This is a genomic window from Qipengyuania aquimaris, from assembly GCF_020171965.1.
Lineage (GTDB): Bacteria > Pseudomonadota > Alphaproteobacteria > Sphingomonadales > Sphingomonadaceae > Qipengyuania > Qipengyuania aquimaris_A.
This window is the reverse complement of sequence record NZ_JAIUZK010000001.1, coordinates 1,148,639-1,173,381: the sequence shown is the minus strand read 5'-3', so window position 1 is coordinate 1,173,381 and position 24,743 is coordinate 1,148,639. Positions and strand designations below refer to the sequence as shown.

The 24,743-nt window shown below is 63.9% G+C and carries 21 protein-coding genes; 7 read left to right on the top strand and 14 right to left on the bottom strand.

Annotated elements, in window-relative coordinates:
- Positions 1–7 precede the first annotated feature (7 nt).
- Entirely contained in the window at positions 8–1,081 is a 1,074-nt protein-coding gene (locus tag LCM24_RS05690) for a M48 family metallopeptidase (RefSeq protein ID WP_224803114.1), read from the bottom strand.
- A 1-nt stretch (position 1,082) separates the two neighbouring features.
- Complete coding sequence (locus LCM24_RS05685; protein ID WP_090476871.1) at positions 1,083–2,168, bottom strand: YjgN family protein; 1,086 nt, start codon at positions 2,166–2,168, stop codon at positions 1,083–1,085.
- 338 nt (positions 2,169–2,506) lie between these two features.
- Between LCM24_RS05685 and LCM24_RS05680 the strand changes: the two genes are divergently transcribed.
- The 4 genes from LCM24_RS05680 to LCM24_RS05665 all read left to right on the top strand — a co-directional run bounded on the left by LCM24_RS05680 (position 2,507) and on the right by LCM24_RS05665 (position 7,936).
- Positions 2,507–4,171 (top strand): alkaline phosphatase D family protein, encoded by a 1,665-nt coding sequence (locus tag LCM24_RS05680; protein WP_224803113.1) that lies wholly within the window; start codon positions 2,507–2,509, stop codon positions 4,169–4,171.
- Positions 4,172–4,431: 260 nt separating this feature from the next.
- A complete protein-coding gene (gene thrS / locus LCM24_RS05675) occupies positions 4,432–6,447 on the top strand; it encodes a threonine--tRNA ligase (protein ID WP_224803112.1) in 2,016 nt (671 codons plus the stop codon).
- A 4-nt stretch (positions 6,448–6,451) separates the two neighbouring features.
- Complete coding sequence (locus tag LCM24_RS05670) at positions 6,452–7,195, top strand: sulfite exporter TauE/SafE family protein (RefSeq protein ID WP_224803111.1); 744 nt, start codon at positions 6,452–6,454, stop codon at positions 7,193–7,195.
- Entirely contained in the window at positions 7,196–7,936 is a 741-nt protein-coding gene (locus tag LCM24_RS05665; protein ID WP_224803110.1) for a sulfite exporter TauE/SafE family protein, read from the top strand.
- On the opposite strand, the gene LCM24_RS13020 is transcribed toward LCM24_RS05665, so the two are convergent.
- The 10 genes from LCM24_RS13020 to LCM24_RS05620 form a co-directional block, all read right to left on the bottom strand.
- Positions 7,925–8,053, bottom strand: coding sequence for a hypothetical protein (locus LCM24_RS13020; RefSeq protein WP_263617854.1), 129 nt, complete (start codon positions 8,051–8,053; stop codon positions 7,925–7,927). The genes LCM24_RS05665 and LCM24_RS13020 overlap by 12 nt on opposite strands.
- 34 nt (positions 8,054–8,087) lie before the next feature.
- Positions 8,088–9,092 (bottom strand): agmatine deiminase family protein, encoded by a 1,005-nt coding sequence (locus LCM24_RS05660; protein ID WP_224803109.1) that lies wholly within the window; start codon positions 9,090–9,092, stop codon positions 8,088–8,090.
- Between the two features lie 87 nt (positions 9,093–9,179).
- Positions 9,180–10,910, bottom strand: a complete 1,731-nt coding sequence (locus tag LCM24_RS05655; protein ID WP_412093795.1) for a flotillin family protein — start codon at positions 10,908–10,910, stop codon at positions 9,180–9,182.
- Between the two features lie 42 nt (positions 10,911–10,952).
- The gene (locus tag LCM24_RS05650; RefSeq protein ID WP_224803107.1) at positions 10,953–11,591 is read right to left on the bottom strand and encodes a YqiJ family protein; all 639 of its coding nucleotides are present in this window, start codon (positions 11,589–11,591) and stop codon (positions 10,953–10,955) included.
- A 476-nt stretch (positions 11,592–12,067) separates the two neighbouring features.
- The gene (locus LCM24_RS05645) at positions 12,068–13,366 is read right to left on the bottom strand and encodes a cytochrome P450 (RefSeq protein WP_224803106.1); all 1,299 of its coding nucleotides are present in this window, start codon (positions 13,364–13,366) and stop codon (positions 12,068–12,070) included.
- Positions 13,366–14,913 (bottom strand): acyl-CoA synthetase, encoded by a 1,548-nt coding sequence (locus LCM24_RS05640; RefSeq protein WP_224803105.1) that lies wholly within the window; start codon positions 14,911–14,913, stop codon positions 13,366–13,368. The genes LCM24_RS05645 and LCM24_RS05640 overlap by 1 nt, the downstream gene beginning before the upstream one ends.
- 160 nt (positions 14,914–15,073) lie before the next feature.
- Positions 15,074–15,763: a M23 family metallopeptidase gene (locus LCM24_RS05635; RefSeq protein WP_224803104.1), complete on the bottom strand. Its 690-nt coding sequence runs from the start codon at positions 15,761–15,763 to the stop codon at positions 15,074–15,076.
- Positions 15,764–15,904: 141 nt separating this feature from the next.
- On the bottom strand, positions 15,905–16,705 hold the full coding sequence (locus LCM24_RS05630; protein WP_224803103.1) for a ferritin-like domain-containing protein: 801 nt from the start codon (positions 16,703–16,705) through the stop codon (positions 15,905–15,907).
- On the bottom strand, positions 16,702–17,172 hold the full coding sequence (locus tag LCM24_RS05625; RefSeq protein ID WP_224803102.1) for a peroxiredoxin: 471 nt from the start codon (positions 17,170–17,172) through the stop codon (positions 16,702–16,704). The genes LCM24_RS05630 and LCM24_RS05625 overlap by 4 nt, the downstream gene beginning before the upstream one ends.
- Entirely contained in the window at positions 17,169–19,853 is a 2,685-nt protein-coding gene (locus tag LCM24_RS05620; protein ID WP_224803101.1) for a bifunctional [glutamine synthetase] adenylyltransferase/[glutamine synthetase]-adenylyl-L-tyrosine phosphorylase, read from the bottom strand. The genes LCM24_RS05625 and LCM24_RS05620 overlap by 4 nt, the downstream gene beginning before the upstream one ends.
- Positions 19,854–19,954: 101 nt before the next feature.
- Between LCM24_RS05620 and LCM24_RS05615 the strand changes: the two genes are divergently transcribed.
- Complete coding sequence (locus LCM24_RS05615; RefSeq protein WP_224803100.1) at positions 19,955–21,643, top strand: M28 family metallopeptidase; 1,689 nt, start codon at positions 19,955–19,957, stop codon at positions 21,641–21,643.
- 76 nt (positions 21,644–21,719) lie between these two features.
- Here the strand turns inward: LCM24_RS05615 and galU are convergent, their stop codons facing one another.
- Complete coding sequence (galU, locus tag LCM24_RS05610; RefSeq protein WP_224803099.1) at positions 21,720–22,598, bottom strand: UTP--glucose-1-phosphate uridylyltransferase GalU; 879 nt, start codon at positions 22,596–22,598, stop codon at positions 21,720–21,722.
- Between the two features lie 125 nt (positions 22,599–22,723).
- Between galU and murA the strand changes: the two genes are divergently transcribed.
- Complete coding sequence (gene murA / locus LCM24_RS05605) at positions 22,724–24,007, top strand: UDP-N-acetylglucosamine 1-carboxyvinyltransferase (RefSeq protein ID WP_090476838.1); 1,284 nt, start codon at positions 22,724–22,726, stop codon at positions 24,005–24,007.
- A 71-nt stretch (positions 24,008–24,078) separates the two neighbouring features.
- Positions 24,079–24,306 (top strand): hypothetical protein, encoded by a 228-nt coding sequence (locus tag LCM24_RS05600; protein WP_177201775.1) that lies wholly within the window; start codon positions 24,079–24,081, stop codon positions 24,304–24,306.
- Here the strand turns inward: LCM24_RS05600 and LCM24_RS05595 are convergent, their stop codons facing one another.
- Positions 24,307–24,600, bottom strand: a complete 294-nt coding sequence (locus LCM24_RS05595) for a ribbon-helix-helix domain-containing protein (RefSeq protein ID WP_224803098.1) — start codon at positions 24,598–24,600, stop codon at positions 24,307–24,309.
- Between the last annotated feature and the right edge of the window lie 143 nt (positions 24,601–24,743).

Below are 24,743 nucleotides of genomic sequence, written 5' to 3'. Positions count from 1 at the left end.
TGCAAGCCTAGAAGAATTCGAACTCCTCGACGTCGGGGTCCTGTTCGCACATCGACTTGATGGCTTCGAATTCCGCCGCTGTGAGCACGGGGGTGAAGGTCTTGCCCTTGGCCGCTTCGCGATAGGCGCGCGCCCTTTCTCCCGGAGCGGGGTGGCTGGCGATCCATCCGGAAATCCCCAGGCTCTCGCCTTCTTCATGATCGCCGCCGAGCCGTTCGAAGAACTTTGCCGCGCCGAGCGGGGAGACATTGCTTTCGGCCATGCGGGCTCTCGAATAGGCGTCAGCCTCGCGCTCCGCGTCGCGCGAATAGCCCATCTGGGCGACGCCGAAGAGCGTATCGCCGAAGCCGCTGTCTGCACCGGCAAGCAGGATGGACAGGCCGAACTGCCTGAGCAGCGCGGTCATGACGTGGCGTTCGCGGACATGACCGACTTCGTGCCCGAGCACGCCTGCAAGCTCCTCGGGCGTTTCGGCGTCCTGCACCAGACCATCGAACAGAAGGACCCGTCCGCCGGGCAATGCGACGGCGTTGACCATGTCGATATTCGCCACATTGGCACGCACCTGCTCGCGTTCCGGATCGACCGCATCGAGCAGTTTCGCCATGGCTGCATCGCCTTCCGGCGTGCTGCACAGTCGTCCGCCGAAGTCGCCGATCATTGCATCGCCCATCTGCCGCTCCCAGCTTTCGGGAACGCGCGGGCCCAGCCATTCGGGAGCGGTCATGAACAAGGTTACGGCAGCGGCGCTGACGAGGGCGAAAAGGGCGGCCGCCTTGGGCAGGCCGAGATTGTCGACCCACGCACCATAGGTCGCCTTCGCAGGCAGCCGCGAGGCGAGGCCGGGAGGCAAATCCTCCGGTACCATGAGGCGGAAGTCGGGTTCGCTCTGGCGACGGTAGACATTCTCCCCGCCGCGATTTTCGCCCCATTCGAGGTCGGCGAAGGGGACCTCCATCGTGCCGGTTGCGCCTGCGAGGAGGAGCGTGTCCTCCTCGCTCCAGATCGCTTCGCCCTCGTGGCGGATGGCATTGTGGCCATCATACCATTGGGCCGGAGTGCGGAAGGACGCGTCGGTCATGTCAGATCGCGCCTATGTCGAACGCGTCGAGCAGACCCTCGCCGTGCTTGGCGGTGGTCGTGGTCGACTGGGTGAGTTCGTCGAGCAGGATTTCGCCATTGGCTTCAAGGTGCACCATGAAGAATTTCCAGTGGCGATAGCTCAGGAAGATGAAGCCGATGCCGGCGGTGAAGACCACCAGCAGCGCATCCACGATCAGCAGTTTGACCCAGTCCATGGTGGATGCCTCGAAGCTGAAATTGAGGTTGCCCCAGGTCGTGCTGCCGACGACTTCGCGATAGAATTTCGCGAAGAACGCCACGGCGATCAGGCCGAGACCGAGGTAGAAGAACAGGACCAGGAATACCACCGCGCCGACCATGCCGATGCCGGCTCCCTGGTCGCCGCCAAGGCTTTGTCCGGCGATCATGCCCATGGCGCCCGCCGCAATCCCGCCGATGAAAAAGATGATCGGGGCGAGATAGAAGAGGAGGTAGCGCGCGAAGACGTTGGAGCTGTCGGCATGGGCATCGAACTCGTGCGGACCGAAGCTCATCTTGCGCATGCGCTCGTTCCACAGGCTGGTCATCGACCAGGGTACGAGCAGGCCGAGCGGGATGTAGCCGACAATCGTCTTCCACATATAGGACAAGCCGTAACGGAAGCCCTGGTGGTTGCTGCCCCCACGGATGCCACGCCAGCGCGTGCGCGAAAGGCGATACCGCAGCGCGCGGAATCTCGCGACGCCGGTGAGGTAGAAGAAACCAAAGAAGATCACGAAGGTCAGAACCATCGCCACCACTTCGTACCCGCGGGCAATCAGGCCCTGCTGGACGAAGCTGAAGAGCGATAGCGGGAGAATGAAGAGGATGAAAACCAGCACGAAGCCGACGAACAATTCCTTGCCGGTGCCGGTCCATTCGAGACGCTCGTCGACAAAGCGGCTATGCGCCCAAAGGTATTGCCGCTCTCGCGTGGTCGCCCAGAAGCGGTAAATTCCCAGCGTAACGATAGTCAGCAGCAGGTTCGGGAACGCGATTTTCGCGAAGTCCTGCCAATTGCCGTCGAAACCGAAGGCGCTTTCCGCCTCGATCGGTGCCTGTTCCATATTGTGAGCGACCCCCCGCTTGTAAAAATTGTAATCGATAACCCGTCCGCGTCCGGTTTTTCAAAGCAGGGGCCCGCAAGTCAAGGCAAAGGGTCAGTCGCGCTGGAATATATCTTCGATTTGTGTCCCGAATACATCGGCTATCTTGAGCGCAGGGCGAGTAGAATGAATCCCACACCTCTTCGATCGCTCAGCTAAGGCGTAGCGCGATGATGACTCCGGCGCTGACGAAGAACAGGCCGACCCACAGGCCGGGGCGTCCTTTCCATCGCCTCTTTCTACTTGTCATCTGCCTGCCATCCGGCGCAGTCATGGAAGGAGGAGAGAGGACCTATTCGATGATCAAGACCGAACCGCCCGTAACTGCGCCGATCCTGCCGCTCGATCGCAGGCAATTGCTCAAGGGCGGGCTGCTGGGTGCAGGCCTCGCTGCGGCGCCCCTATGTGCCGCCGGCGGAGCGCGCGGCTTCACGCATGGTGTGGCCAGCGGTGAGCCGGGGGCCTCGCGCGTCCTTTTGTGGACGCGTTACGCAGCCGATCAGGACGTCCCGCTGACCTGGGAAATGAGCGAGACGGCCTCCTTTGCTTCCCCCGTCGCTTCGGGCTCCGTCACGGCGAGCCCCGCCAATGACGGGTGCGCCAAGCCGTGGGCCGACGGGCTCGCGCCGGGACGCTGGTATTATTTCCGTTTCACTGCGCCTGACGGCAGCCACTCCGACATCGGTCGCACGCGCACCCTTCCCGAAGGGCCGACCGCGCGCTGGAAGATGGCGGTCTTCTCCTGCTCCAACATAGGCTTCGGCTGGTTCAACGCCTACGCGCACGCAGCCGCGACGAACGAATTCGACTGCACGCTGCACCTCGGCGACTATTTCTACGAATACGGACAAGGCACCTATCCTTCGGAGAGCGAGTGGCTCGGCACCCGCGCTCCGCTCGATCCGCAATCCGAAACGGTGGCCCTTGCGCAATACCGCGCGCGCTATGCCCAGTATCGCAGCGATCCGGACCTGCGCCGCATCCACCAGATCTATCCGATGATCGCTGGCTGGGACGACCACGAGAGCGCAAACGACAGCTGGGAAGGCGGCGCGCAAAACCACCAGAGCGAGACCGAAGGCGAGTGGAGCGTACGCAAGGCCGCCGCCATGAAAGCCTATCGCGAATGGATGCCCGTCTCCGATGAAAACTGGGCCGAATACGAGATTGGCGATCTCGCGACCCTGTTCCGCCTCGAAACCCGCCTGTCGGCGCGCGCACAGCAGTTCGATTACGGCACGCTGCTGCGCGGAATGGCTTCTCCCGAACAGGGCGTCGCCGCGCTCACCGCATTCCGTGAGGAGAGCTATCGCGACCCCACGCGCGAAGTGCTCGGCGCCGCACAGCAGGCCTGGCTCGGCAATGGTCTCATGCGCTCGGCCAAGGGCGGGAAGACGTGGCAGGTGCTCGTCCAGCAGGTCCTGATGGGCAAGACCGCCTCCGCCACCTCGCTAACCGACGCCCTGCCGCAAGGACTGCCCGACTACATCATGCGCCGCGTGGTCGCAGGCGCCATTGCCTCGCGCGCCGGCCTTCCGCTCAATATGGACGCGTGGGACGGTTATCCGGCAGCCCGCGCCCGTCTTTACGAAGCGGCTCTTGCGGCGGACGCTAATCTCGTCAGCCTCGCGGGCGATACCCACAACGCATGGGCTTTCGACCTTGCCCACGAAGGCGAGAAGGTCGGCGTCGAATTCGGCGGCCAGTCGGTCACCTCCCCCGGCTTCGAAGGGTATTTGCCGCAATTGGCGCCCGGCGATGTCAGTGCGGCCATGGTCGCCCGCAATCCGGAGCTCAAATGGATGGACGCCTCGCGCCGCGGTTACATGGCTGTCGAACTCACGCCGACGCGTGCGACGAGCGAATACCGCTTCCTGTCCTCGGTACGTGAGAAGGGGCCCGAAGTCGTCGCGACGAAGCGCCTCTCCACCCTTGCGGGAGCGCGTACGCTCGATCTCGGTTGAGATTTTAACCTGTCGTCGCTATTTCCGGATCCATGACGCACCAGCGCATCACGACAACCACTACCACCACCCCGGGCGACCGGGGGCGGGTGCGCGCGTCCTGACGTAGCGCTCCGCCGCCCGGTTTCGGGCGGTCGGCGTTTCCTCCCGAAATCGAATTTCTCGTAAACGCCGCTTCAAGCGCGCGCCTAGCTGTGCCATGGGCCTCGACATACCGAGGCGGGTCACGGAAGGCCGCGCCAGGATAACGGACGGATAGAATGACGGAACTGCTCAAGATCAGCCTGCCCGATGGTTCGGTGCGCGAGATGGAACCCGGCAGCACGCCTGCCGATGTCGCCGCCGCGATCGGTCCGGGCCTTGCCAAGGCCGCTATTGCCGCGCGCGTCGATGGGGAGCTGCGCGACATTAACCGCCCCTTCGAAGGCGATGCGGAACTGGCGCTGGTGACGAGCCGCGACGAGGAAGACGCGCTGGAACTGGCGCGCCACGATTTCGCGCACGTCCTTGCAGAAGCGGTTCAGTCGCTCTTCCCCGGTACACAGATCACCTTCGGTCCGGCGACGGACGATGGCTTTTATTACGATGTGAAAGCGCCCGATACGCGCGAGCCGTTCTCGATGGACGACCTCCCCGCGATCGAGGAAGAAATGCGCCGCATCATCAAGGCCGACAAGCCGCTCAAGCGCGAAGTGTGGAGCCGCCAGCAGCTGATCGACAAGTGGGAAGCGGAAGGCGAGGTTTTCAAGGCCGAATGGGCCAAGGAACTTCCCGAAAACGAGGAACTGACGGTTTACTGGTCGGGTGAAGACTGGCTCGACATGTGCCGCGGACCGCACCTCGCCTCGACGGGCAAGCTCGATCCGCAGGCGTTCAAGCTGACGCGCGTTGCCGGTGCCTATTGGCGCGGCGACCAGAACAATCCGCAGCTCACGCGCATCTACGGCACGGGCTGGCTCAACAAGAAGCAGCTGAACGCCCACCTCACGCGGCTGGAAGAAGCGGCCAAGCGCGACCACCGCAAGCTGGGCCGCGAGATGGACCTGTTCCACCTGCAGGAAGAAGCGCACGGCAGCGTCTTCTGGCACCCCAACGGCTACATGATCTGGCGCGAGCTGGAAGCGTACATGCGCCGCAAGATGGATGGTGCGGGCTACCAGGAAATCAAGACGCCGCAGTTGATGGACGTGCGCCAGTGGGAGCAGTCCGGACACTGGGGCAAATATGCCGAGAACATGTTCGCCGTACCCGACATGGTGCCCGAAGTGGATGAGCTGGGGGATGGCCCGGCCAACCCCTCGGTCGCGCCCGATGCCGACTGGATGGCGATCAAGCCGATGAACTGCCCGGCCCATGTGCTGGTCTTCAAGCAGGGCATCACGTCCTATCGCGAACTGCCCATCCGCCTTGGCGAAATGGGCTGCTGCCACCGCAACGAGCCGCATGGCGCGCTGCATGGCCTCATGCGCGTACGCCAGTTCACGCAGGATGATGCGCATATCTTCTGCACCGAAGACCAGGTGGTCGAGGAAGTGCGCGCCTTTTGCAAGCTGGCCGACAGCGTCTATCGCGACTTCGGCTTCACCTATCACGTCAAGCTCGCCCTGCGCCCGGAAAAGCGCTTCGGCAGCGAAGCGGACTGGGACAAGGCGGAACAGGAACTGCGCGATGCCGTGGCCGAAGCGGGCATGGCGAACGAGGAATACGGCTGGGAAGAACTGCCGGGCGAAGGCGCTTTCTATGCACCCAAGCTCGAATGGCACCTTACCGATGCCATCGGCCGCACCTGGCAGGTCGGCACGATCCAGGGCGACCGCGTGCTGCCCGAGCGCCTCGATGCAAGCTTCATCGGCGAAGACGGCGAAAAGCATCGCCCGGTCATGCTGCACCGTGCGATCTTCGGTTCCTACGAGCGGTTCATCGGCATCTTGATCGAACACTTCGCCGGGCGCCTGCCGGTCTGGCTCGCCCCGACGCAGGCCGTCGTCGCGACGATCGTCTCGGATGCCGATGGCTATGCCAAGGAAGCCGTTGCCAAGCTCAAGGCGGCGGGCATCCGCGTCGACAGCGACCTTCGCAACGAGAAGATCAACTACAAGGTCCGCGAACACTCGGTCGCCAAGGTCCCGCACCTGCTGGTGGTGGGCATGCGCGAAGCCGAGGAGGGCACGGTCGCCGTCCGCACGCTCGGGCAGCAGCACCAGAAGGTGATGCCGCTCGAGGAAGCGATTGCGATGCTTAAGGCCGAAGCCACGCCGCCGGACCTGCGGGACTGACGCGATGGACCTGTTCACGGCCTACGAGCCGTGGCAACTTATCGCCGCACTGGCAGCGGCCTTCGGTTCCGCATACGTGCGCGGGCTTACGGGATTCGGCATGGCGATCCTGCTCGTGCCTGTACTCGCCTTGGCGCTGACGCCGATTGACGCGGTGCTGCTGGCGAACTTTCTCTCGATCTTCATCGGTATGTCAGAGATCGTAAGACTGGTTCGCGGAGCCGAACGTTCGGCTTGGATCATCGCGGGTATCGTTCTCTTGACGGCCCCCCTCGGTTTCATCGCGCTGTCACTGACCACGCCGAGCGTAGCGCGACTGATCGTGGCGCTGATCGCTTTCTCGGCATTTCTCGCCGTACTGCTCCCGCGGCGTCCGGCGGCACAACCGGGCATGGTGGCAACCGGCGGGGTCGGCGTGGTGAGCGGGCTGATGACGGGCTATGCCGGAATGCCGGGCCCGCCGGTCGTGCCCTATTATGTCGGACGCGACATCCCGCGCGAAACCGCCAAGGCCAGCATGATGCTGATCTTCACCATTGCCCCTTTTGCCGGACTTGCGACTGGCGCGGTGTTGGAGGTGCTGGACTGGCAATTGGCACTGCTCGCCCTCGGCCTGTTCCCGGCCGTTCTGATCGGCAACAAGCTGGGCGACAGAGCTTCGGGAAGGATGCCCGACCCGGTCTGGCGAACTTTCGTCGGCGTAGTTCTCGCCGGAGCCGCTCTGGCTGCGTTCCTGAGGCTGCTCTAGATGCTCGGCCTGCCCCTCGAAGCGATCGGTATTGCCTTGCTGACTGCGCTTGCGGCGGGATTCGTGCGCGGGCTTGCCGGGTTCGGGCTGTCGGTCGTGATCGTGCCCGTGCTCGCGCTGACCATAGCTCCGCGTGAAGCGGTGCTGGTGGGCAATATCTCGCTGTTCCTGATCGGCCTGACCGACATCGGGCGCATCCGGCGCGAGGCCGACCGTTCGGCCATTCCGATCACACTGCTGGCGCTGGCCTTCATGCCGCTTGGCCTGTGGGCGCTCGTCACGCTGAGCGCGGACTGGGCGCGGCTCCTGATTGCGCTCGTCTCGCTTGGCGCATTTGTGCTGGTCGTCGTGCCGCTCGGCAAGATCGCCATGCCGCGCAAGCCTGCCATGGGGCTGTCGGGTTTCTTCACCGGCTTCTTCGGAGGCTTCGCCGGAATGCCGGGGCCGGGCATGGCGCCCTTCTACCTGCGCGGCCGCCTCCCCCCGCGCGAGGCGCGAGCTTCGATGATGGCGATTTTCCTGGTGCTGACGCCGCTATCATCTGCGTTATTCATCGCGCTCGGTGTCGGCGGGATGCGCGAGGTCTTGCTTGCCCTGCTGCTCTTCCCGGCAGTGCTGGTCGGCGATCTCATGGGCCACGCAGCCTTCGGGCGCGTCACATCGCGCCAATGGCAGGTGAGCGTCGCCCTCGTGCTGGGAGGCGCGGCAGCCGGTGCGGTCTGGAAACTGTTAGAAGGGTAGCGCCGGTCCGGCGAGGACCAGGGCAAAGCCGCATCCGCTTACGATAAGCGCGCGCGCAGCCTCTGCCAGCGGGAATGCCGGAACGTGGGTGCGTGCGAGAGCGATAGCCTTTGCCATGGCCCCATTCTCGCGGCCAAACCCTAACGAAGCGTTAAGGCTTCCATCCGGCAGAGGGCATTTGCTGGCTGGCGCAGTGGAACCCGCCGCCGCCGGCAAGCACGGCATCGCCCGGCAGGCCGATAGTCGCGCGATCCGGGAACAGCGCGCCGATCGCCGCCACGCCTTCCTCGTCGTACGGACTGCCGAAGGTGGGCACCACTACGAGGTGGCTGGTAATGGCGAAATTCACGTAGCTCGCCGGCTCGACATGGTCGCCGCTGGTCACGAGGCCGGGCGAGGGGATTTCGACCACCGAAACGCCTGCCGCTTCCGCCCTGCGGCGCGCATCGGCATAGATCTCCGCATTGGGATCGGCACTGCCGGTGGCGCGGGGGATGACGAGCGTATTGGCCGCAACGAAGCGGGCGAGATTGTCGACATGGCCGTCCGTGTGATCGTTGATCAGCCCGTCGCCGAGCCACAGTACGCGGGTGAAGCCGAGATCGCGTTCGAGACGCTGCTCGATCTCTTCGCGCGAGAGCTGCGGATTGCGATTGGGGTTGAGCAGGCATTGCTCGGTCGTCGCGACGAGGCCGGTCCCGTCGCCGTCCACCGCGCCGCCTTCGAGGATCCAGTCCGCCGTTTGCAGCGGCAGGCCCTCGTCTTCGGCCAGCTGCGCACCGACGGTCTGGTCGCCGTCCATCAGGTACTTCCCGCCCCAGCCGTTGAAGCCGAAGCGGCGGGCCGCACGCTCGCCGTCGCGGTTCGAGACGACCAGCGGCCCGGTGTCGCGCAGCCAGACATCGCCATAGTGACGTCGCTCCAGCGTGACGTTCCCGCCGACCAGCTGGCGTGCGCGCGCCTCGTTCGCATCGTCGCGCACCAGCAGGCGGACTTCCTGACCGCTGTCGGCCACGGCATTGGCGAAGGCCGCGATCTGCTCCTGCGCCCTTGGCAGGACTTCGGGCCATTCCTGCGGATCGTGCGGGAAGCCGATCCACAGCCAGTCCTGCGGGGCCCATTCGGGCGGCATCATCCATTCGGGCGTTGTGCTCATGCGCGGCGGTTAGGACGAGGTGATCGCCCCGCGCAATAAAAAAGGGGACGCCGAAGCGCCCCCTTTCCCGTCAGATCGCAGAGTGGATCAGGCGTCGGCCTTGGGGCTTTCGCCGCTGTCCTTGCTCTTGCCTGCGTCCTTGCCGTTGGCGGGAAGCGCCTTGGGAGCGTCTTCCTTCTTCGGCTCGGGCGCGTCTTCCACTTCGAAGCCGCCGGTCTGCTCGGCCGGGCCCTTGACCAGGCTGTTGAGGCTGGAGCCGTCGAGGCCCAGTTCCTTCATCAGCCCGTCGAGCACCGGAGCCTGGGCGCGGTAGGCAAGCGCGGCGCTGACCGCATCGGTCGCGAGATTGCCCGATCCGCCGCCGACACCGGCCGTACCGCCCGACGACTTGCCGCCGCCATTGGTGAGCCCGTCGACCTGGACGATCTTGATGCTCTCGATCGCTTCCATCGGCTTGGCGCTTTCCTTGACCAGTTCGGGCAGGACCTTGAGCAGGGCCATCTTGGTCTGCAGGCTGATCTGGTCCGAGGACAGGATGTTGGCCGCCTCGTTGATCGCCTTCTGACCGGCTGCCTCGACTTCGAAGCGCACGCGTGCCGCTTCGGCCCGCAGCTTCTCGGCCTCGGCCTCACCCTGCGCTTCGAGACGCAGCGCTTCGGCGCGGTTGGTGGCGGCGTCCTTTTCGGCCTCGGCTTCCACCTTGACCTGGATCGCTTCGCGTTCGGCCTGCTTAGATGCCTCGATCAGCTGGATGCGCTTGTCACGCTCTGCGATCTCGGTTTCGCGGCTGGTTGCGACCTGCTCTTCGGCAGCGACTGCCTTGGCGCGGGCTTCGTCAGCCTCTGCCTTGGCCTGGCTTTCCTCGCGGCTCTTGTTCTGGACCGCGATCTGCTGCTCCTGCCGGGCGATTTCGAGCGCACGCTGCTGGTCGATCCGCGCCTCTTCGACGAGACGGTCGGCTTCGATCTGCTGCGCATCGACCTGTTTCTTCGCCTCGATCCGGGCCGAGTCAGCCTCGCGGCTGCGCTCTGCCTGTTCGCGGGCGATTTCCGCGGTCTGCGCGGCGCGGCGGACTTCCACCTCGCGCTCCTGCTGGAGGCGGGCATATTCCTTGTCGCGCCCGATTTCGAAGCTCTTGGCATCCGCCTCGAGGTTCTTCGTCTCCATCTGCACGCGCGTGTCCTGCTCGATGTCGTTGCGCAGCTTCTTGCGCGCCTCGATCTGCTCGGTCAGCTTGGTCAGACCTTCGGCGTCGAAGGCGTTGTTGGCGTTGAAGTGCTCGATGCTCGTCTGGTCGAGACCGGTCAGCGAGACCGATTCCAGCTCCAGGCCGTTCATGGCGAGGTCGTTCGACGACACCTGCTGCACCTTCTGGACGAAGTCGGCACGCTGTTCGTGCAGCTCGTTCATCGTCATGCCGGCAGCCACACTGCGCAGCGCGTCGACGAACTTACCCTCGACTAGGTCCTTGAGCATTTCCGGCTGCATGGTGCGCTGGCCGAGCGTCTGCGCGGCCATGGCGATGGCATCGCTGTCGGGCTTCACGCGGACGTAGAATTCCGCCTTCACATCGATCCGCAGGCGGTCGAGCGTGATGAGTGCTTCGCCATCCCTGCGGATGACCGAAAGCACCAGCGTGTTCATGTTGACCGGCATGGTTTCGTGGAAGACGGGCAGCACGAGTGCGCCCCCGTTCATCACGACCTTTTCGCCGCCCACGCCGGTCCGCACGAAGGCAATTTCCTTCGAGGCGCGGCGATACATTTTCAGCAGGAAGGTGATGATGATGATGCCGAGTAGAGTGGCACCCCCGATCATTACCAGTGATGTTCCAAATAGACTGTCCATTGCTCCTCCTTCTTAGTTGACTTGTGTTGGCGACAGGCGGCGCTCGGCGAGCGCGGTCGCATAGAATTGATTGCCCTCGCGGCGCACGAGGAGGACCTCGTCGCCTGCGTGGAGTTCGGATGATGCCTCGTGCGGCTCGACCATCACGTAGTGCGACTGGCCGTGCACGTCCTTGACCCGGGCACGCGCAGGCGATGCCTGGCGGGCGATGCCATCCGTGATCCGTGCGCGGCGACCGACAAGGCTGTCCGTGCTCACCGCGGTGGTGTGATCCTTGGGCATGATCCGGCCCAGGGGCCGTGCGAAGATGCCCGTGACCGGCAGCGCAGCCACACCGGCGATCAGCGCGGCGAGCCAGCTGTAGAGCGGACCGCCGGTAAGGCTGGCGGCAAGCTCCTGGATCGAAAGGCCTATCCCTGCGAACAGGAAGAGGAACAGTGCCAGCCAGATCGTCAGCGGTACGCGCCCGATCCCGAGCAGCGTGAGCAGCCCGTCGAGCATTCCCGCATCCGGCAATCCGTCGGCATCTGCGTCCAGGTCAAGATCGGCATCGCCGAAATCGGCAACGCCTATCAACTGGACGATCGCGAGGATGAGCATGATGACGAGCGCGGCCGCAAACGGCATGTTGTGCGGCTCCAGCAATGTCATGGTTTCCCCCCTTTCTTATGCGCAGAAAGTCCCGCCTCCGGCCTCAGCCGAAAGTGGATCCCCCTGCTGTTGTATCCATGTCATTCACCTAGCAGAAATGTGCGATGAACCGTAGAAATATGCGACGAACCGAGTTCGATTTTCCCCACAATTGCGCGGGTTAGACTTGGTTCTGCGGGTTTTCGACTTCGGCCGGTGAAATGTTGTGGTGACCAGGTCTTGGGGCAGGCGAAGAAAGACCGATCCCGGCCGACAGGCGCTGCTCCTGCATCCGACCAGGGGCATCGCAAGCGGCAATTTCCTACATGGCGATCGGCAGCTATGCGGACACCATTCCCGCTGCTCACTGGAGGACAATTTGCAGCGAAAGTGTCACCCGGCGCGATGGGCCGTACAGTCTTGTAATTAGTGAATAAATACCTTTTGGACGAGGGTGACACACTGTCGCCTTCGTCACCCGTCGGCGGCAGTAAGTCTCAGGCAGCGGCGATCCGAAGCGGCAAGGTCTTGAGCCCGCCGACGAAGGTCGATTTCGCGCGCTTCGGTTCTCCGGCCAGTTCCACGCTCTCGACCCGGTCGAGCAGGGTTTCGAACAGGATGCGCATTTCCAGCCGGGCGAGGTGCAGGCCGAGGCATTGGTGCGCCCCGGCCCCGAAAGCGAGGTGCCGGTTGGGGCTGCGGCTGGCATCGAACTTGCGAGGGTTTTCGAACTGCGCGGGATCGTGATTGGCGGCGACGTAATTGATCATCAGCCAGTCGCCCTTGGCGATGTGCTGGCCGCCAAGCTCGGTGTCCTCGGCCGCCGTGCGCATGAAATGCTGCACCGGGCTGGTCCAGCGGATCGCCTCCTCGACGATACCGGGCAGCAGCGAGCGGTCGGCTTTCACCTTCGCCCATTGTTCGGGGTCCTGCGCCAGGGCGAGCATGGCGCCTGCGGTGCTGGCGCTGGTCGTGTCGTGCCCGGCGGCGGCGACGATGATGTAATAGCCCATCATGTCGCGGTCGTTGAGCGGCTCTCCGTCGACCGTGGCATTGGCGATGGTGCTGGCGACATCGTCGGTCGGATTGGCGCGCTTTTCGGCCGTGAGGCCTGCGAAATAGGCCTCGAAATCCTTCACCGCACCTGCGACCAGCTGGGTGATGGCTTCGGGCGGCAGGTCCTTCATGCCGGACTGGTTGAGGTCTTCGTCCTGTCCGCCGAACATCTGCTGCGTGAGCATAAGCATGCGCGGCTCGTCCTCTTCGGGCACGCCGAGGATCTGCATGACCACGTGCAGCGGATAGGGCTGCGACACGAGCTTGCAGAAGTCCGCTTCCGGCCCGGCGTCGATCAGACGGTCGACAGTCTTGTGCGCCAGCTCGCGGATCTCGTCCTCCAAGGTGCGCAGGTTCTTCGGCATGAACCATTCCTGCGTGAGCTTGCGGTATTTCATGTGGATCGGCGCGTCGAAGGTGACGAGGCTGGCGACCATATGCGGGCTGCCGCCGGTCAGGTTCTTGGCGAACTCGATCCCTTCGGTGAGGCTGAAAACAACCGTCTGCGGATTGTTGAGGAAGGTCGCATTGTCCTTCGAGACGCGCATCACATCGTCATATCGGCTGACTAGCCAGAACGGCGGGTGGCGGCCTTCGGGGTCCTCGACCCAGGCCACCGGGCTGTCCTTGCGCAGCCGGTCGAAGGTGTCGAGTAGCGGGTCCCAGCCGGCGTAGCTTTCCGGAGAGATGACCTCGTAGGCGGTTTGCGGGTCGAGCCGGGGTTTCGCTGTGCTCGCCATCACGCCTGCTCCGTTTCTATCTCCGCCTTCTTCGCGTACTCGTCGCGTAATTCGCGCTTGTAGAGTTTGCCATTGGCCTCGCGCGGCAATTGCTCGCGGAAATCGAACAGCTTGGGCATCTTGATCTTGGCTAGCTGCGGGGCAAGGAAATCGCGCAATTCGGCTTCCAGCGTCTCGCCAGCCTCGCCCATGTCGATGGGCTGGACGACGGCAACGACCTTCTCGCCGAAATCGGGGCAGGGCGCGCCGATCACGGCGGCATCCATGACCTTGTCATGCGTGACGAGCAGGTTCTCGATCTCTTGCGGATAAATGTTGACGCCGCCCGAAATGATCATGTGGCTCTTGCGGTCGGTCAGGAAGAGGAACCCGTCCTCATCCACGTGGCCGATATCGCCCAGCGTCATCCACCCCTTCGGATGCATGGCGTCGGCGGTCTTTTCCGGGTCGTTGTGATAGGTCGGAATGTTCTCGTTTTCGAAATAGAGCAGGCCGTCGGTCCCTGCGGGCACTTCTTCTCCATCGGGACCGCATACATGCAGCTGCCCGTGGATCGGCTTGCCAACCGTGCCGGGGTGCGTGAGCCAGTCCTCGCTCTTCACCAGCGTCATGCCGATGCCTTCCGATCCGGCGTAATATTCGATGACGATGGGCCCCCACCATTCGATCATCTCGCGCTTCACCGGAACGGGGCACGGGGCAGCCGCGTGGATCGCGCGGGCATGGGAGGAGAGGTCGTAGCGCGTGCGCACTTCGGGATCGAGCTTGAGCATGCGCACGAAATGGGTCGGCACCCACTGGCTGTCGGTAACGCGGTATTTTTCGATCGCTTCGAGAGCGGTCTCGGGGTCGAACTTTTCCATCACCACGATCGTCGCGCCGAGGCGATGCGCCGTGGTGCACCAGCCAAGAGGTGCCGCGTGATAGAGCGGGGCGGGCGAAAGGTAGATCATGCTGCCATCCGCCGGCCAGCCGACACCCATCACGGCGAGACCCACGAGCGGGTTCACCGCGAGAATATCGTCATCGGCGGGCGGCGCGGGGCGGATACCCTTGGGCCTGCCGGTCGTGCCGCTGGAATAAAGCATGTACTGCCCCGGAGCCTGATCCGCGATCGCTTCGGCGGGATACTTCGCCAGCGCAGCCGCAAGATTTTCCTCGCCCTCCCCGTCCTTGGCGAGGATTTCCATGTCCGGACACTCGGCGCGGATGTCGTCCATCACGTCGCCGAAGTAGCGCGAGGTGATCAGCAGCTTCGCCCCTGCGTCCTTGAGGATGTAGCAGATTTCCGGTGCGGTGAGGCGCGTCGAGATCGGCACCATCATCGTCCCAGCGCGCTGCGAACCCCAGACCAGCTGCAGGTAATCAATGGTGTTTTCCATCAGTATCGCAACGTGGTCGCCGCGCTTCAGGCCGTGCGCGCGCAGCAACTGGGCGAAGCGGTTGGCGTAGGCGTCCATCTCCCCGTAGGTGACCGTCTCGCCGGTGCCCGCCATGATGATCGCGGGATGGTCTGGGCGCGCCTGCGCATGGGTGATGGGGTGCATAGGGTCCTCTCTCTCACTGCCGTCGGTCCTGTTGGCGGACTCGTCCGGTTGCTCAAAGAAACCTACCTACCTGCCGCGCGCGGGCAAGAAAAAAGGCGCCGGATCGCTCCGACGCCTCATTCTGCTGACCCGAAGGGCTCGTAGCCTTTCGAATAAAATCTCAGTCTTCGTCGCCGCCGCCCTGGCCGCCTTCGCCGATCGCGAGCGCGAAAGCGCGCTGTGCGGACGATTCGACCATATAGGGAACCGGGTTGACCGCTTCGCCGTCGATGCGGACTTCATAGTGGAGGTGCGGGCCGGTGGAACGGCCGGTCGAGCCGACATAGCCGATCAGGTCGCCCTTCTTGACGCGGGCGCCGTCGGACACTGCGATCCGCGACATGTGCGCATACCGCGTCTGGATGCGAGCGCCGTGTTCGATGCTGACGAACTTACCGTAGCTGGAGAAGCGTTCCGCCTTGGAGACGACGCCGTCGGCCGTCGCATAGATCGGCGTGCCGGTCGGTGCAGCCAGATCGACGCCCTTGTGGCCCATGCGGCGACGCAGAACCGGGTGGGTGCGCATGCCGTAATCGCTCGTCAGCTTGGCGTCTTCGAGCGGCATACGCGAAGGAATGGCAACCTGCGGACCCGCAGTAATGAGCGAAGCCTGGTTGGGTGCTTCCCAGCGTGCGAAGAGTTCGGTGAACTGCTCGTCCGCTTCGCCGGCGCTGTCGGAGGTAACCTTCGACACGTCGATGGCACCGACCGCAGCTGCCGCTGCGTTGGTTTCCGCGTGCGCCGGAGCGGCTGCGATGCTCATGCCTGCGGCAAGCATCGTCACGGCAATCGTGCTGCGCTTGGAAATCATTGCTAACCCGTCCTGTCGATACCTTTTCGGTATCGTGTCCTTGCGATCCTCAGGCGTCCCATGCCTTTCGGACCGTGTTTTTTCAAAACCGCCGGAACCCCCCGGCATCTCGTGAGTATGGGTTATGGCTGCAAAGGTTAATCAAGCAATAGCTGCGTAGAAGTCGCGCGATAAACCGGCTGCCGCACGCGCCGAGTCGTTGAATGGCGGCTTCAGCCCCCCTGAAAAATGCATTTCGACCAATTTCTGCCATGATTCCGGCGGCTTTTCGTCGCGCGTAATGCACAGCTCACGAAAGTGCTTGGCCCCGAAAGCGACGTGGCGAATCTCGTCGTCAAGGATTCGTTCGAGGATTCGCGCCCCGCTTTCGTCTCCCTGGGACCGTACGCGCTCCAGCATGGCTGGCGTGACGTCGAGGCCGCGCGCCTCGAGCACCATGGGAACGATCGCCAGTCGTGCAGTGACGTCATGCGCGGTATCCTGCGCGGCGCCCCACAGTCCGTCATGCGCCGGCAGCGCGCCATAGTGCGAACCCATGGTCGCAAGCTTGCGCTCGATCAGCGCGAAATGCATCGCTTCGTCTGCGGCCACGGACAGGAAGTCGCCGACGAACTGCTCGCCCATCGATTCACCGAACCGCCCGGCCATGTCGAGCGCCAGGTCGATCGCGACGAATTCGATGTGGGCCAGCGAGTGCCAGAGCGCGACCCGACCCGCCAGAGATCCCCCGCGCGAGCGCCGCGGCATCTTGCCCGGTGCCAGCAATTCCAGTTCTTCCGGCCAGGCCGGTCGGTCGGGCATCGGGCAGTCGAAATCGAACGCCAGTCGTCCCAGCCGCCAATCGCGGGCGACTTGCCGGGCGGCGAAGACCTTGGCGGTCTTGTCGCCCGTGAGGAGGGCATGCCTGATGGCGCCCGATACGCTGCGGCGTCGTGACGTCACGCGGAGCGCGCGGCTTCGAGTACCTCGTCGGCGTGCCCCTTGACCCTGACCTTTGGCCAGACCCGCAGGATCTTGCCGTCTTCGCCGATGAGGAAGGTCGAGCGGATCATGCCCATATAGGTGCGCCCGTAATTCTTCTTTTCGCCCCATACCCCGAGCCTATCCGAAAGGCCGTCTTCTTCCGCGTCGGTAGCGAGTTCGACCGTCAGGTCGTGCTTGGCGATGAAATTCTGGTGCTTCTTCGCGCTATCCTTGCTGACGCCAAGCAGGCGCACCCCGGCCTTCTCGAACTCCGGCTTCAGGGCGCTGAAATCCTTCGCTTCGGTCGTGCATCCCGGCGTGTTGTCCTTGGGGTAAAAGAAGATCACGGCCTTCTTGCCGGCGAGGTCGCCTTTGGTGATCGTGCCACCATCGGGGGTCTCCATTTCGAAGTCGGGAAAGGCATCGCCCTGTTCAAAGCTCGTCATCGTTCGATCTCCAATTGCTCTTCCAGCAAGCGGTTCCATTGCTCTGCCACCTGTTCGCGCGCCTCGTCGAGCGCGTTTCTCAGGCGGCGGAATTTCTCGACCCGGCACAGGCGCGACAGGATCGCCTTTTGCGGCTTTTCCGGGATCGCCAGGTCGGGTGCGAGCAGCCGCGTACCCACCAGCAGCCGCGTCATCAAGTCGTGGGCCTGACCCAGCGAAGAGGAAATGAGTTCGCGCGCGGCAAGCTGGGCGATCGCATCGTCCAGTCGGGGAGTCAGTGCCTCGCCCTCGCGCAATTGCAGGTAATGTACGAGGAATTCGAGATCGACGAGCCCGCCGCGCAGCAGCTTGATGTCGAGCGGGCCGCGCGCAGGTTTGTGCGTTGCCATGTCGGCGCGCATCGTCCTGACGTCCTCGAGCAGCGTCTCTGTGGAGCGCTTGCGGCACAGGACTTCGCGCAAGGCCTCGTCGACCTGGCGTCGTGCCTCACCGCTTCCCGTCAGCGCGCGCGCGCGGGTGAGGGCCATGTGTTCCCACGTCCAGGCGTCTTCCTTCTGGTACCTGAGAAAGCTTTCCAGACTTACGGCAAGCGGTCCCTGTGCGCCTTGGGGGCGGAGCCGGGTGTCGACCTCGTAGAGCGCGCCTTCGGCAGTCGGCACGGACAGCGCCGCGCTCACCCGCTGCGCAAGCCGGTTATAATAGAGTGTGGCGCCAAGCGGGCGCTCGCCATCGGATTCGCCCTCGTGGCTGCCGGTGAAAAGATAGACGACGTCGAGGTCCGAGGCGTGCGTCAGCATTCCGCCGCCAAGCCGGCCAAGACCCAGGACCACCAGCTCGCTGTGGGCGATCCTGCCGTGGCGTTCTGCGAACTCCGCTTCTGCGGCTTCCTGCGCAACCTCGATCGCGGCTTCGGCCACGCGCGATAGCGCGGCTGCAATATCGAGCGGGTCGTGCGCCGTTTCGATAACCTGCACGCCGAGAGCGAAGCGTGCTTCTCCGGTGACGATACGAATGCGGTCGAGCTTGTCTTCGTAGGTGTCGCCGCGTTCACCGCGCCGCATTTCAGCGGCAAGGTCGGCCCGCTCGCCCGGCAAATCGAGTGCGGTCCGGTCGATCAGAGCGTCGACGAGTTCGGGGCGAAGGGCGATCGCGTCCGCCAGTGGCGGGGCCAGTGTCAGGCAATCGGCTAGCAACTGGAACAGGCCGGGCCTCGCCTCAAGCAGGCGGAAAAGGTTGATCGCGCTCGACAGCTTGGAAAGCAGCCTCTCCCAGCGCGCGGCGGCGCGTTCCGGTTCCTTTGCCGACGCGAGGGAATCGAGCAGCGGTGCACGTATCGCTTCGAAGGCCGACAGGGCCGCGGTGCTGCGCAGGGGTGGATAGCGGCCGTCGGTCCAGCTTGCGACCCGTTCAACGAGTGTAGCGTCGAGTTCCTTCCGGGCAGGTGCGGCCTCCACATGCGGGCTGTCGACTGGCACGGAGACCTCGTCTTCGGCGAGCAATGCATCATAACGCTGCGCGACAGGAGCGGTCAGCGACTCGATATGCTCGATCCAGGCGGCGCCATCGGAAAAACCGTCGAGCCGGGCGACATTGTCGAGTGCGTCGCCTTCGGGGAGAGTGTGCGTCTGGCGGTCTCCCACCATCTGCAGGCGGTGTTCGATCTGCCGCAATCCGTCGTAAGCAGCGCCAAGCGAAGCGGCGTCCTCTTTGTCGATATGTCCGGCATCGGCCAATGCATCGAGCGCGGCGCGCGTGCGCTTGTCACGCAGCTCCGGATTGCGCCCGCCATGGATGAGCTGGTGCGTCTGGGCGAAGAATTCGATCTCGCGAATGCCGCCCCGACCGAGCTTTACGTTGTAGCTCGGCGCAGGAGCGGTGGGTCCGGTCTGCTGCTCCCTGATCCTGCGGGTCAGCTGCCGTACCGCGTCGATCGCTCCGAAATCGAGGCTGCGGCGCCAGACGAAAGGACGGATCTGGTCGAGGAATTTCTCGCCTGCCGCAATATCGCCCGCACAGGAGCGTGCGCGAATGAAAGCGGCGCGCTCCCACGCCAGGGCAGAGCTTTCGTAATGCGTGATTGCGGCATCGAGGGGGATCGCGAGCGGGCTCACCTCGGATGCCGGGCGCAGGCGCAGATCGACCCGGAAAACATAGCCTTCGCTGGTCACGTCAGACAGCATGCGGACCATCTCGCGGGCATAGCGCTGTGCCGCTTCTCCCGGCTCGTCCCGCTCGCGCCGTGCCAGGCTTTCGGGATCGTAGAGCAGGATCGGATCGATATCGGAGCTGTAGTTCAGTTCCCCCGAACCGTGCTTGCCCAATGCCAGCGCGATCATGCCATCGCTGGGCGCGCCGTCGACCCGGCGCGCGATCGCCGCTTCGATAGCCCGGTGCATGGCGCGGTCGGCAAACAACGAAAGCTCGCGCATGACCTTGTCGAGATCGAAAGATCCGGCGAGGTCCCCTATCGCGAGTGCGGTGGCCAGTGCACGCTTTTCGCGCCGCAGGGCGAGGCCGACGTCATCAACGCCTGCCGCGATCCTCTTTGCTTCTTCGAGAGCCGCCTCGCCTTCGCCCTGCGCCAGCAGGTCGGCGATCGCAGGATACAGTTCCAGCCCGCGCGCCAGGTAGGGGGCGTGAGCCCGCGCTCTTTGCAGCGCGTCGGTCCAGTCGGCGGTCATTGCGCGCGGTCTGCCTCCCTTGGGCGCCCGGTGCAAGCTTGCCCTCTTTGCCCGGTGCTGCAACAAGCGCGCCACGCAAACCAACGAGAGGGTGCATTACCATGATCCGCACAAGCCTGACCGCAGCAGGTGCGCTGCTCCTGGCGGCCTGTACCGCCGGCAGCGATGAAGGGGCGAAAGCAGGGCTCGATATCCCGGATATCGCAGCGACCGACATTTCCGAGCAGACGATGAAAGACATTACCGAGCAATTGTCCTCCGACGAATTCGAAGGCCGCATGCCCGGCACGATCGGAGAGGAAAAGACCGTCGCCCTGCTGACCGAACGGTTCGCAGCGGCCGGGCTGGAGCCGGGCAACAACGGTTCGTGGGTGCAGAAAGTGCCGCTGGTCGAGATTACCGGCAAGGACTTCGCGCCGCTGACGATTTCCGGCGAAGGCACCGATATCGCGCTCGAATATGGCAGTGACTGGGTCGGCGTGACCTATCGCGAAGATGCGCAGACCACGCTCGAAGACAGCGAGCTGGTCTTCGTGGGTTATGGCGTCAATGCGCCCGAGCGCGGCTGGAACGACTACGAAGGCGTCGACATGACCGGCAAGACCGCCGTAATCCTCGTCAACGATCCCGATTTCGGCACCGAAAGCCTGGAAGGGCCCTTCAACGGGAAGGCCATGACCTATTACGGCCGCTGGACCTACAAATATGAAGAAGCTGCCCGCCAGGGCGCTGCCGGCGCGATCATCATCCACGACACGGAGCCTGCCTCGTACGGCTGGAACGTGGTCGAAAGCAGCTGGTCGGGGCCGCAGGCCTATGCCCAGCGCGGCGAGAATGCGCCCGCGCTCACTGTCATGAACGGCTGGGTCCAGAACGAAGCGGGTCGCCAGATCCTCGAAGCTGCGGGACAGGATGCCGACAAGCTGTTTGCCGCTGCCAAGAAGGAGGGCTTCAAGGCGGTGCCGCTGGGCCTCGAAGCATCGACCAGCTTTTCGAACGACATCCGCACTTTCGAATCGCAGAACGTGATCGGTATCCTTCCCGGTACGGAAGCGCCGGACGAATACGTCATCCACACCGCGCACTGGGACCACCTGGGCCGGTGTACCGCAGCGCCCGACGGTGACGACATCTGCAATGGCGCGGTCGACAACGCCACGGGCACTGCTGCCCTGGTCGCTCTGGCCGAAGCGCACGCGAAAGTCGGACCTGCACGCCGCACGCTGGTGTTCCTCGCCGTTACGGCAGAGGAATCGGGCCTTCTCGGCGCCGATTACTACGCGGCGAACCCGGTCTTCCCGCTCGACCAGACGGTCGGCGGCATCAACATGGATGCTTTCCTGATCGCCGGACCGAGCAAGGACGTAACGGTGGTCGGGCCGGGCAAGTCGCAACTCGACCAGTTTCTCGAAGCGGCGCTTGAAGCCGATGGCCGCGTGTCCACGCCCAACCCCAATCCGGAAGCGGGCTATTATTACCGGTCGGATCACTTCGCCTTCGCCAAGCGCGGCGTGCCGATGCTCTATGTCGATGGCGGCGAGGACCTTGTCGACGGCGGCACGGAAGCGGGCGCGGCAGTGGCGCTCGACTATCGCGAGAACCGTTACCACGGGCCCAAGGACGAATATGATCCGAACTGGGACTGGTCCGGCGTGATGGCCGATCTCCAGCTCTTCTACCGCCTTGGCCGTATGCTCGGCATGAGCACGAGCTGGCCAAACTGGAACGAGGGCGACGAGTTCAAGGCTACGCGTGATGAAGCCTGCACGGCGGCTGAAACCGGCTGCTGATCGAGGTCGCTTCAAACAGGAAGGGCCGGTCTGCCACAGCGGCGGACCGGCCCTTTCCTTTTGAAATGGGCGCTTGCTATTTCGCGAGCAGGCGCTCGGCGATGGCGCGAACTTCGCGTCCCATGTCGTTGCGATCAAGCGCGAGCGCGAGGGTCGCCTCGACGAAACCGGTCTTGCTTCCGCAATCGTAGCGGTTGCCGGCGAAGGTCACTGCGTGGAACGGCTGGTTGCCGATCATGCGCGCCATGGCATCGGTCAGCTGGATTTCGCCGCCCGCGCCTTTGCCCTGGTTTTCGAGCGTCCGCATCACCTCGGGCTGAAGGATATAGCGTCCGGAGATAATCTTGTTCGACGGCGCTTCTGCAACCGGCGGCTTTTCGACCAGTCCCGTCACCTCGGTCAGCGCATCGGAGACTTGAGCGCCTGGAGCGATGACGCCATAGCTCGACACCTCGTCCTGCGGGACTTCGAGTACCGAGATCAGGTTGCCGCCGACCTCGTTATAGGCTTCGACCATCTGCTTCATGCAGCCCGGCTCGCCGACCATGAGTTCGTCCGGAAGCAGGATCGCGAAGGGATCATCACCGACGATTGCACGCGCGCACCAGATCGCGTGACCCAGTCCCAGCGGCACCTGCTGGCGCACGGTAATGATGTCGCCCGGTGTCGCGCGCGTCGGATCAAGCACGCTCATGTCCTTGCCGCGTTCTTCCATCGTGCTTTCGAGTTCGTATGCGACGTCGAAATGCTCGACGATCGCGGTCTTGCCGCGGCCGGTTACGAAGATGATCTGCTCGATCCCGGCCTCGCGGGCCTCGTCAACGGCGTACTGGATCAGCGGCCGGTCGACGATGGGAAGCAGTTCCTTCGGTATCGCTTTGGTGGCGGGCAGGAATCGAGTGCCGAGCCCCGCAACGGGGAAGACGGCCTTCTTGATCGGTTTGTGCTGGGTCATGCGGCGGGGGTTAGGTCGGCGACCGGAACAGGTCAATCGCTGGACGGTTGAGCGAACAGGATCAAGGGGTGGCACCGAGCGCATGGCGCTTGCCACAGCCTCGGAGAGGATTAAGGCAGGGGGCCATGGACAAACTTATCATTCGCGGCGGTAATCGCCTTTCGGGGACCATTCCCATTTCCGGCGCCAAGAACGCGGCGCTTACGCTGATACCGTGCGCGCTGCTCACTGAAGAGGCGGTGACGCTGCGTAACCTCCCGCGCCTCGCCGATATCGACGGGTTCCAGCACCTTATGACCCAGTTCGGCGTCAGCCACACCATCCCCGGCAAGCGTCCCGAGGAATTCGGCCGCAATGTCACGCTCGAAGCCATGCGGATCACCAGTTCGGTCGCGCCCTACGATCTCGTTCGCAAGATGCGCGCGTCGATCCTCGTTCTCGGTCCGCTGCTTGCCCGGACCGGCGAGGCCACGGTGTCGCTACCCGGCGGCTGTGCGATCGGTAACCGCCCGATCGATCTCCACCTCAAGGCTCTCGAGGCTTTCGGCGCGCAGATTGAATTGGCGCAAGGATATGTGAAGGCGGTCGCTCCGGATGGCGGGCTGCCCGGTGGCGAGTTCGATTTCCCCGTCGTGTCCGTGGGCGCCACGGAAAATGCCTTGATGACCGCGGTGCTCTGCAATGGCACCAGCAAGCTGATCAATGCCGCGCGCGAGCCGGAAATCGTCGACCTGTGCAATCTGCTCACCGCCATGGGCGCCGAAATCGAAGGTATCGGCAGTTCCGAACTGACCATCCATGGCGTGAAGAAGCTGCACGGCGCGACCTATCGCGTGATGCCCGACCGGATCGAGGCGGGGTCTTACGCCTGTGCTGCAGCGATCACCGGTGGTGAGGTATTTCTCGAAGGCGCCGATGCCGATGACATGGCGTCGACGATCCATGCCTTGCGCAACATCGGTGTCGAGATCGAGACCGACAAGAAGGGCGTGCGGGTCGCAGCGAACCAGCCGCTCAAGGCGCATAATCTGACGACCGCGCCATTCCCCGGCCTCGCGACCGACATGCAGGCGCAGTTGATGAGCCTGCTGTGCAAGGCAGAGGGCACCAGCGTGCTCAAGGAAACGATCTTCGAGAACCGCTTCATGCACGTTCCCGAGCTCATCCGCATGGGCGCCGATATCGAGACCACGGGGCGTACTGCGATCGTTCGCGGTCCGGTAGAATTGACCGGTGCCGAAGTGATGGCCACGGACCTTCGCGCTTCGATGAGCCTGGTGATCGCGGGCCTGGCCGCGAAAGGCGAGACAACGGTGCGGCGCCTCTACCACCTCGACCGCGGTTACGAACGCCTGGAGGAAAAGCTTCAGCTGGTCGGCGCGGATATCGAACGGGTCGGCGACGATTGAGGATGGGGTTGCGGACCTTTCGGCGTTTTCATCCGTTTATCGGGTGAAATCATTTTCGAAAGGGAAGCATTATGATCCTCAAGCTCGCAGCACTCGGTGCACTCGGCTATGCCGGGTACAAATACTACGAGAAGAACCAACGCGACAGCAACGGCGTCGCATTTGCGGACGGTCAGCCGGAAGGCGCATTCCGCAATGCCGGCTCGGAAGCGACTGCTACGAAGGGCGATACGATGAGTTCGACCGACGAAGCGCTCGACGAAACCTATCCGGCCAGCGACGCGACCGCGAAATACTGATCAGTCCTGCTGATCGTTACCAGGGGCGGCGGACCACGGTCCGTCGCCCTTTTGCGTGCGCTCGGTCATTTCGTGAGTTGCGAGCCACACGCGGATAGCTCCGGCGAGGCCCGGCGGCGTGTCGCTCCTGATGCGTTCGGCATCGATACCTGCCACCAGCGTATTGACGGCCAGGCCGCGTCTCGCGGCTGCCCGGCGCAGGAGGTCCCAGAATATAGGCTCCAGGCTCACCGAAGTGCGATGCCCCTCGATGCGGACCGAGTATTTCTTCGGCGGATGGTAAGGGGTCGTCATGCACCCGACCTAAACTGCTTCGCGCCGGCGCGCATCATCAATTGATATGTCGGACCGGCTCGAGAATAAGCGTCGCTTACCTGAACAAGGTAAGCCGCCGCGTCATTTCAGGCACGCGTAATTGGGAAAACCTCGTCAGAGGT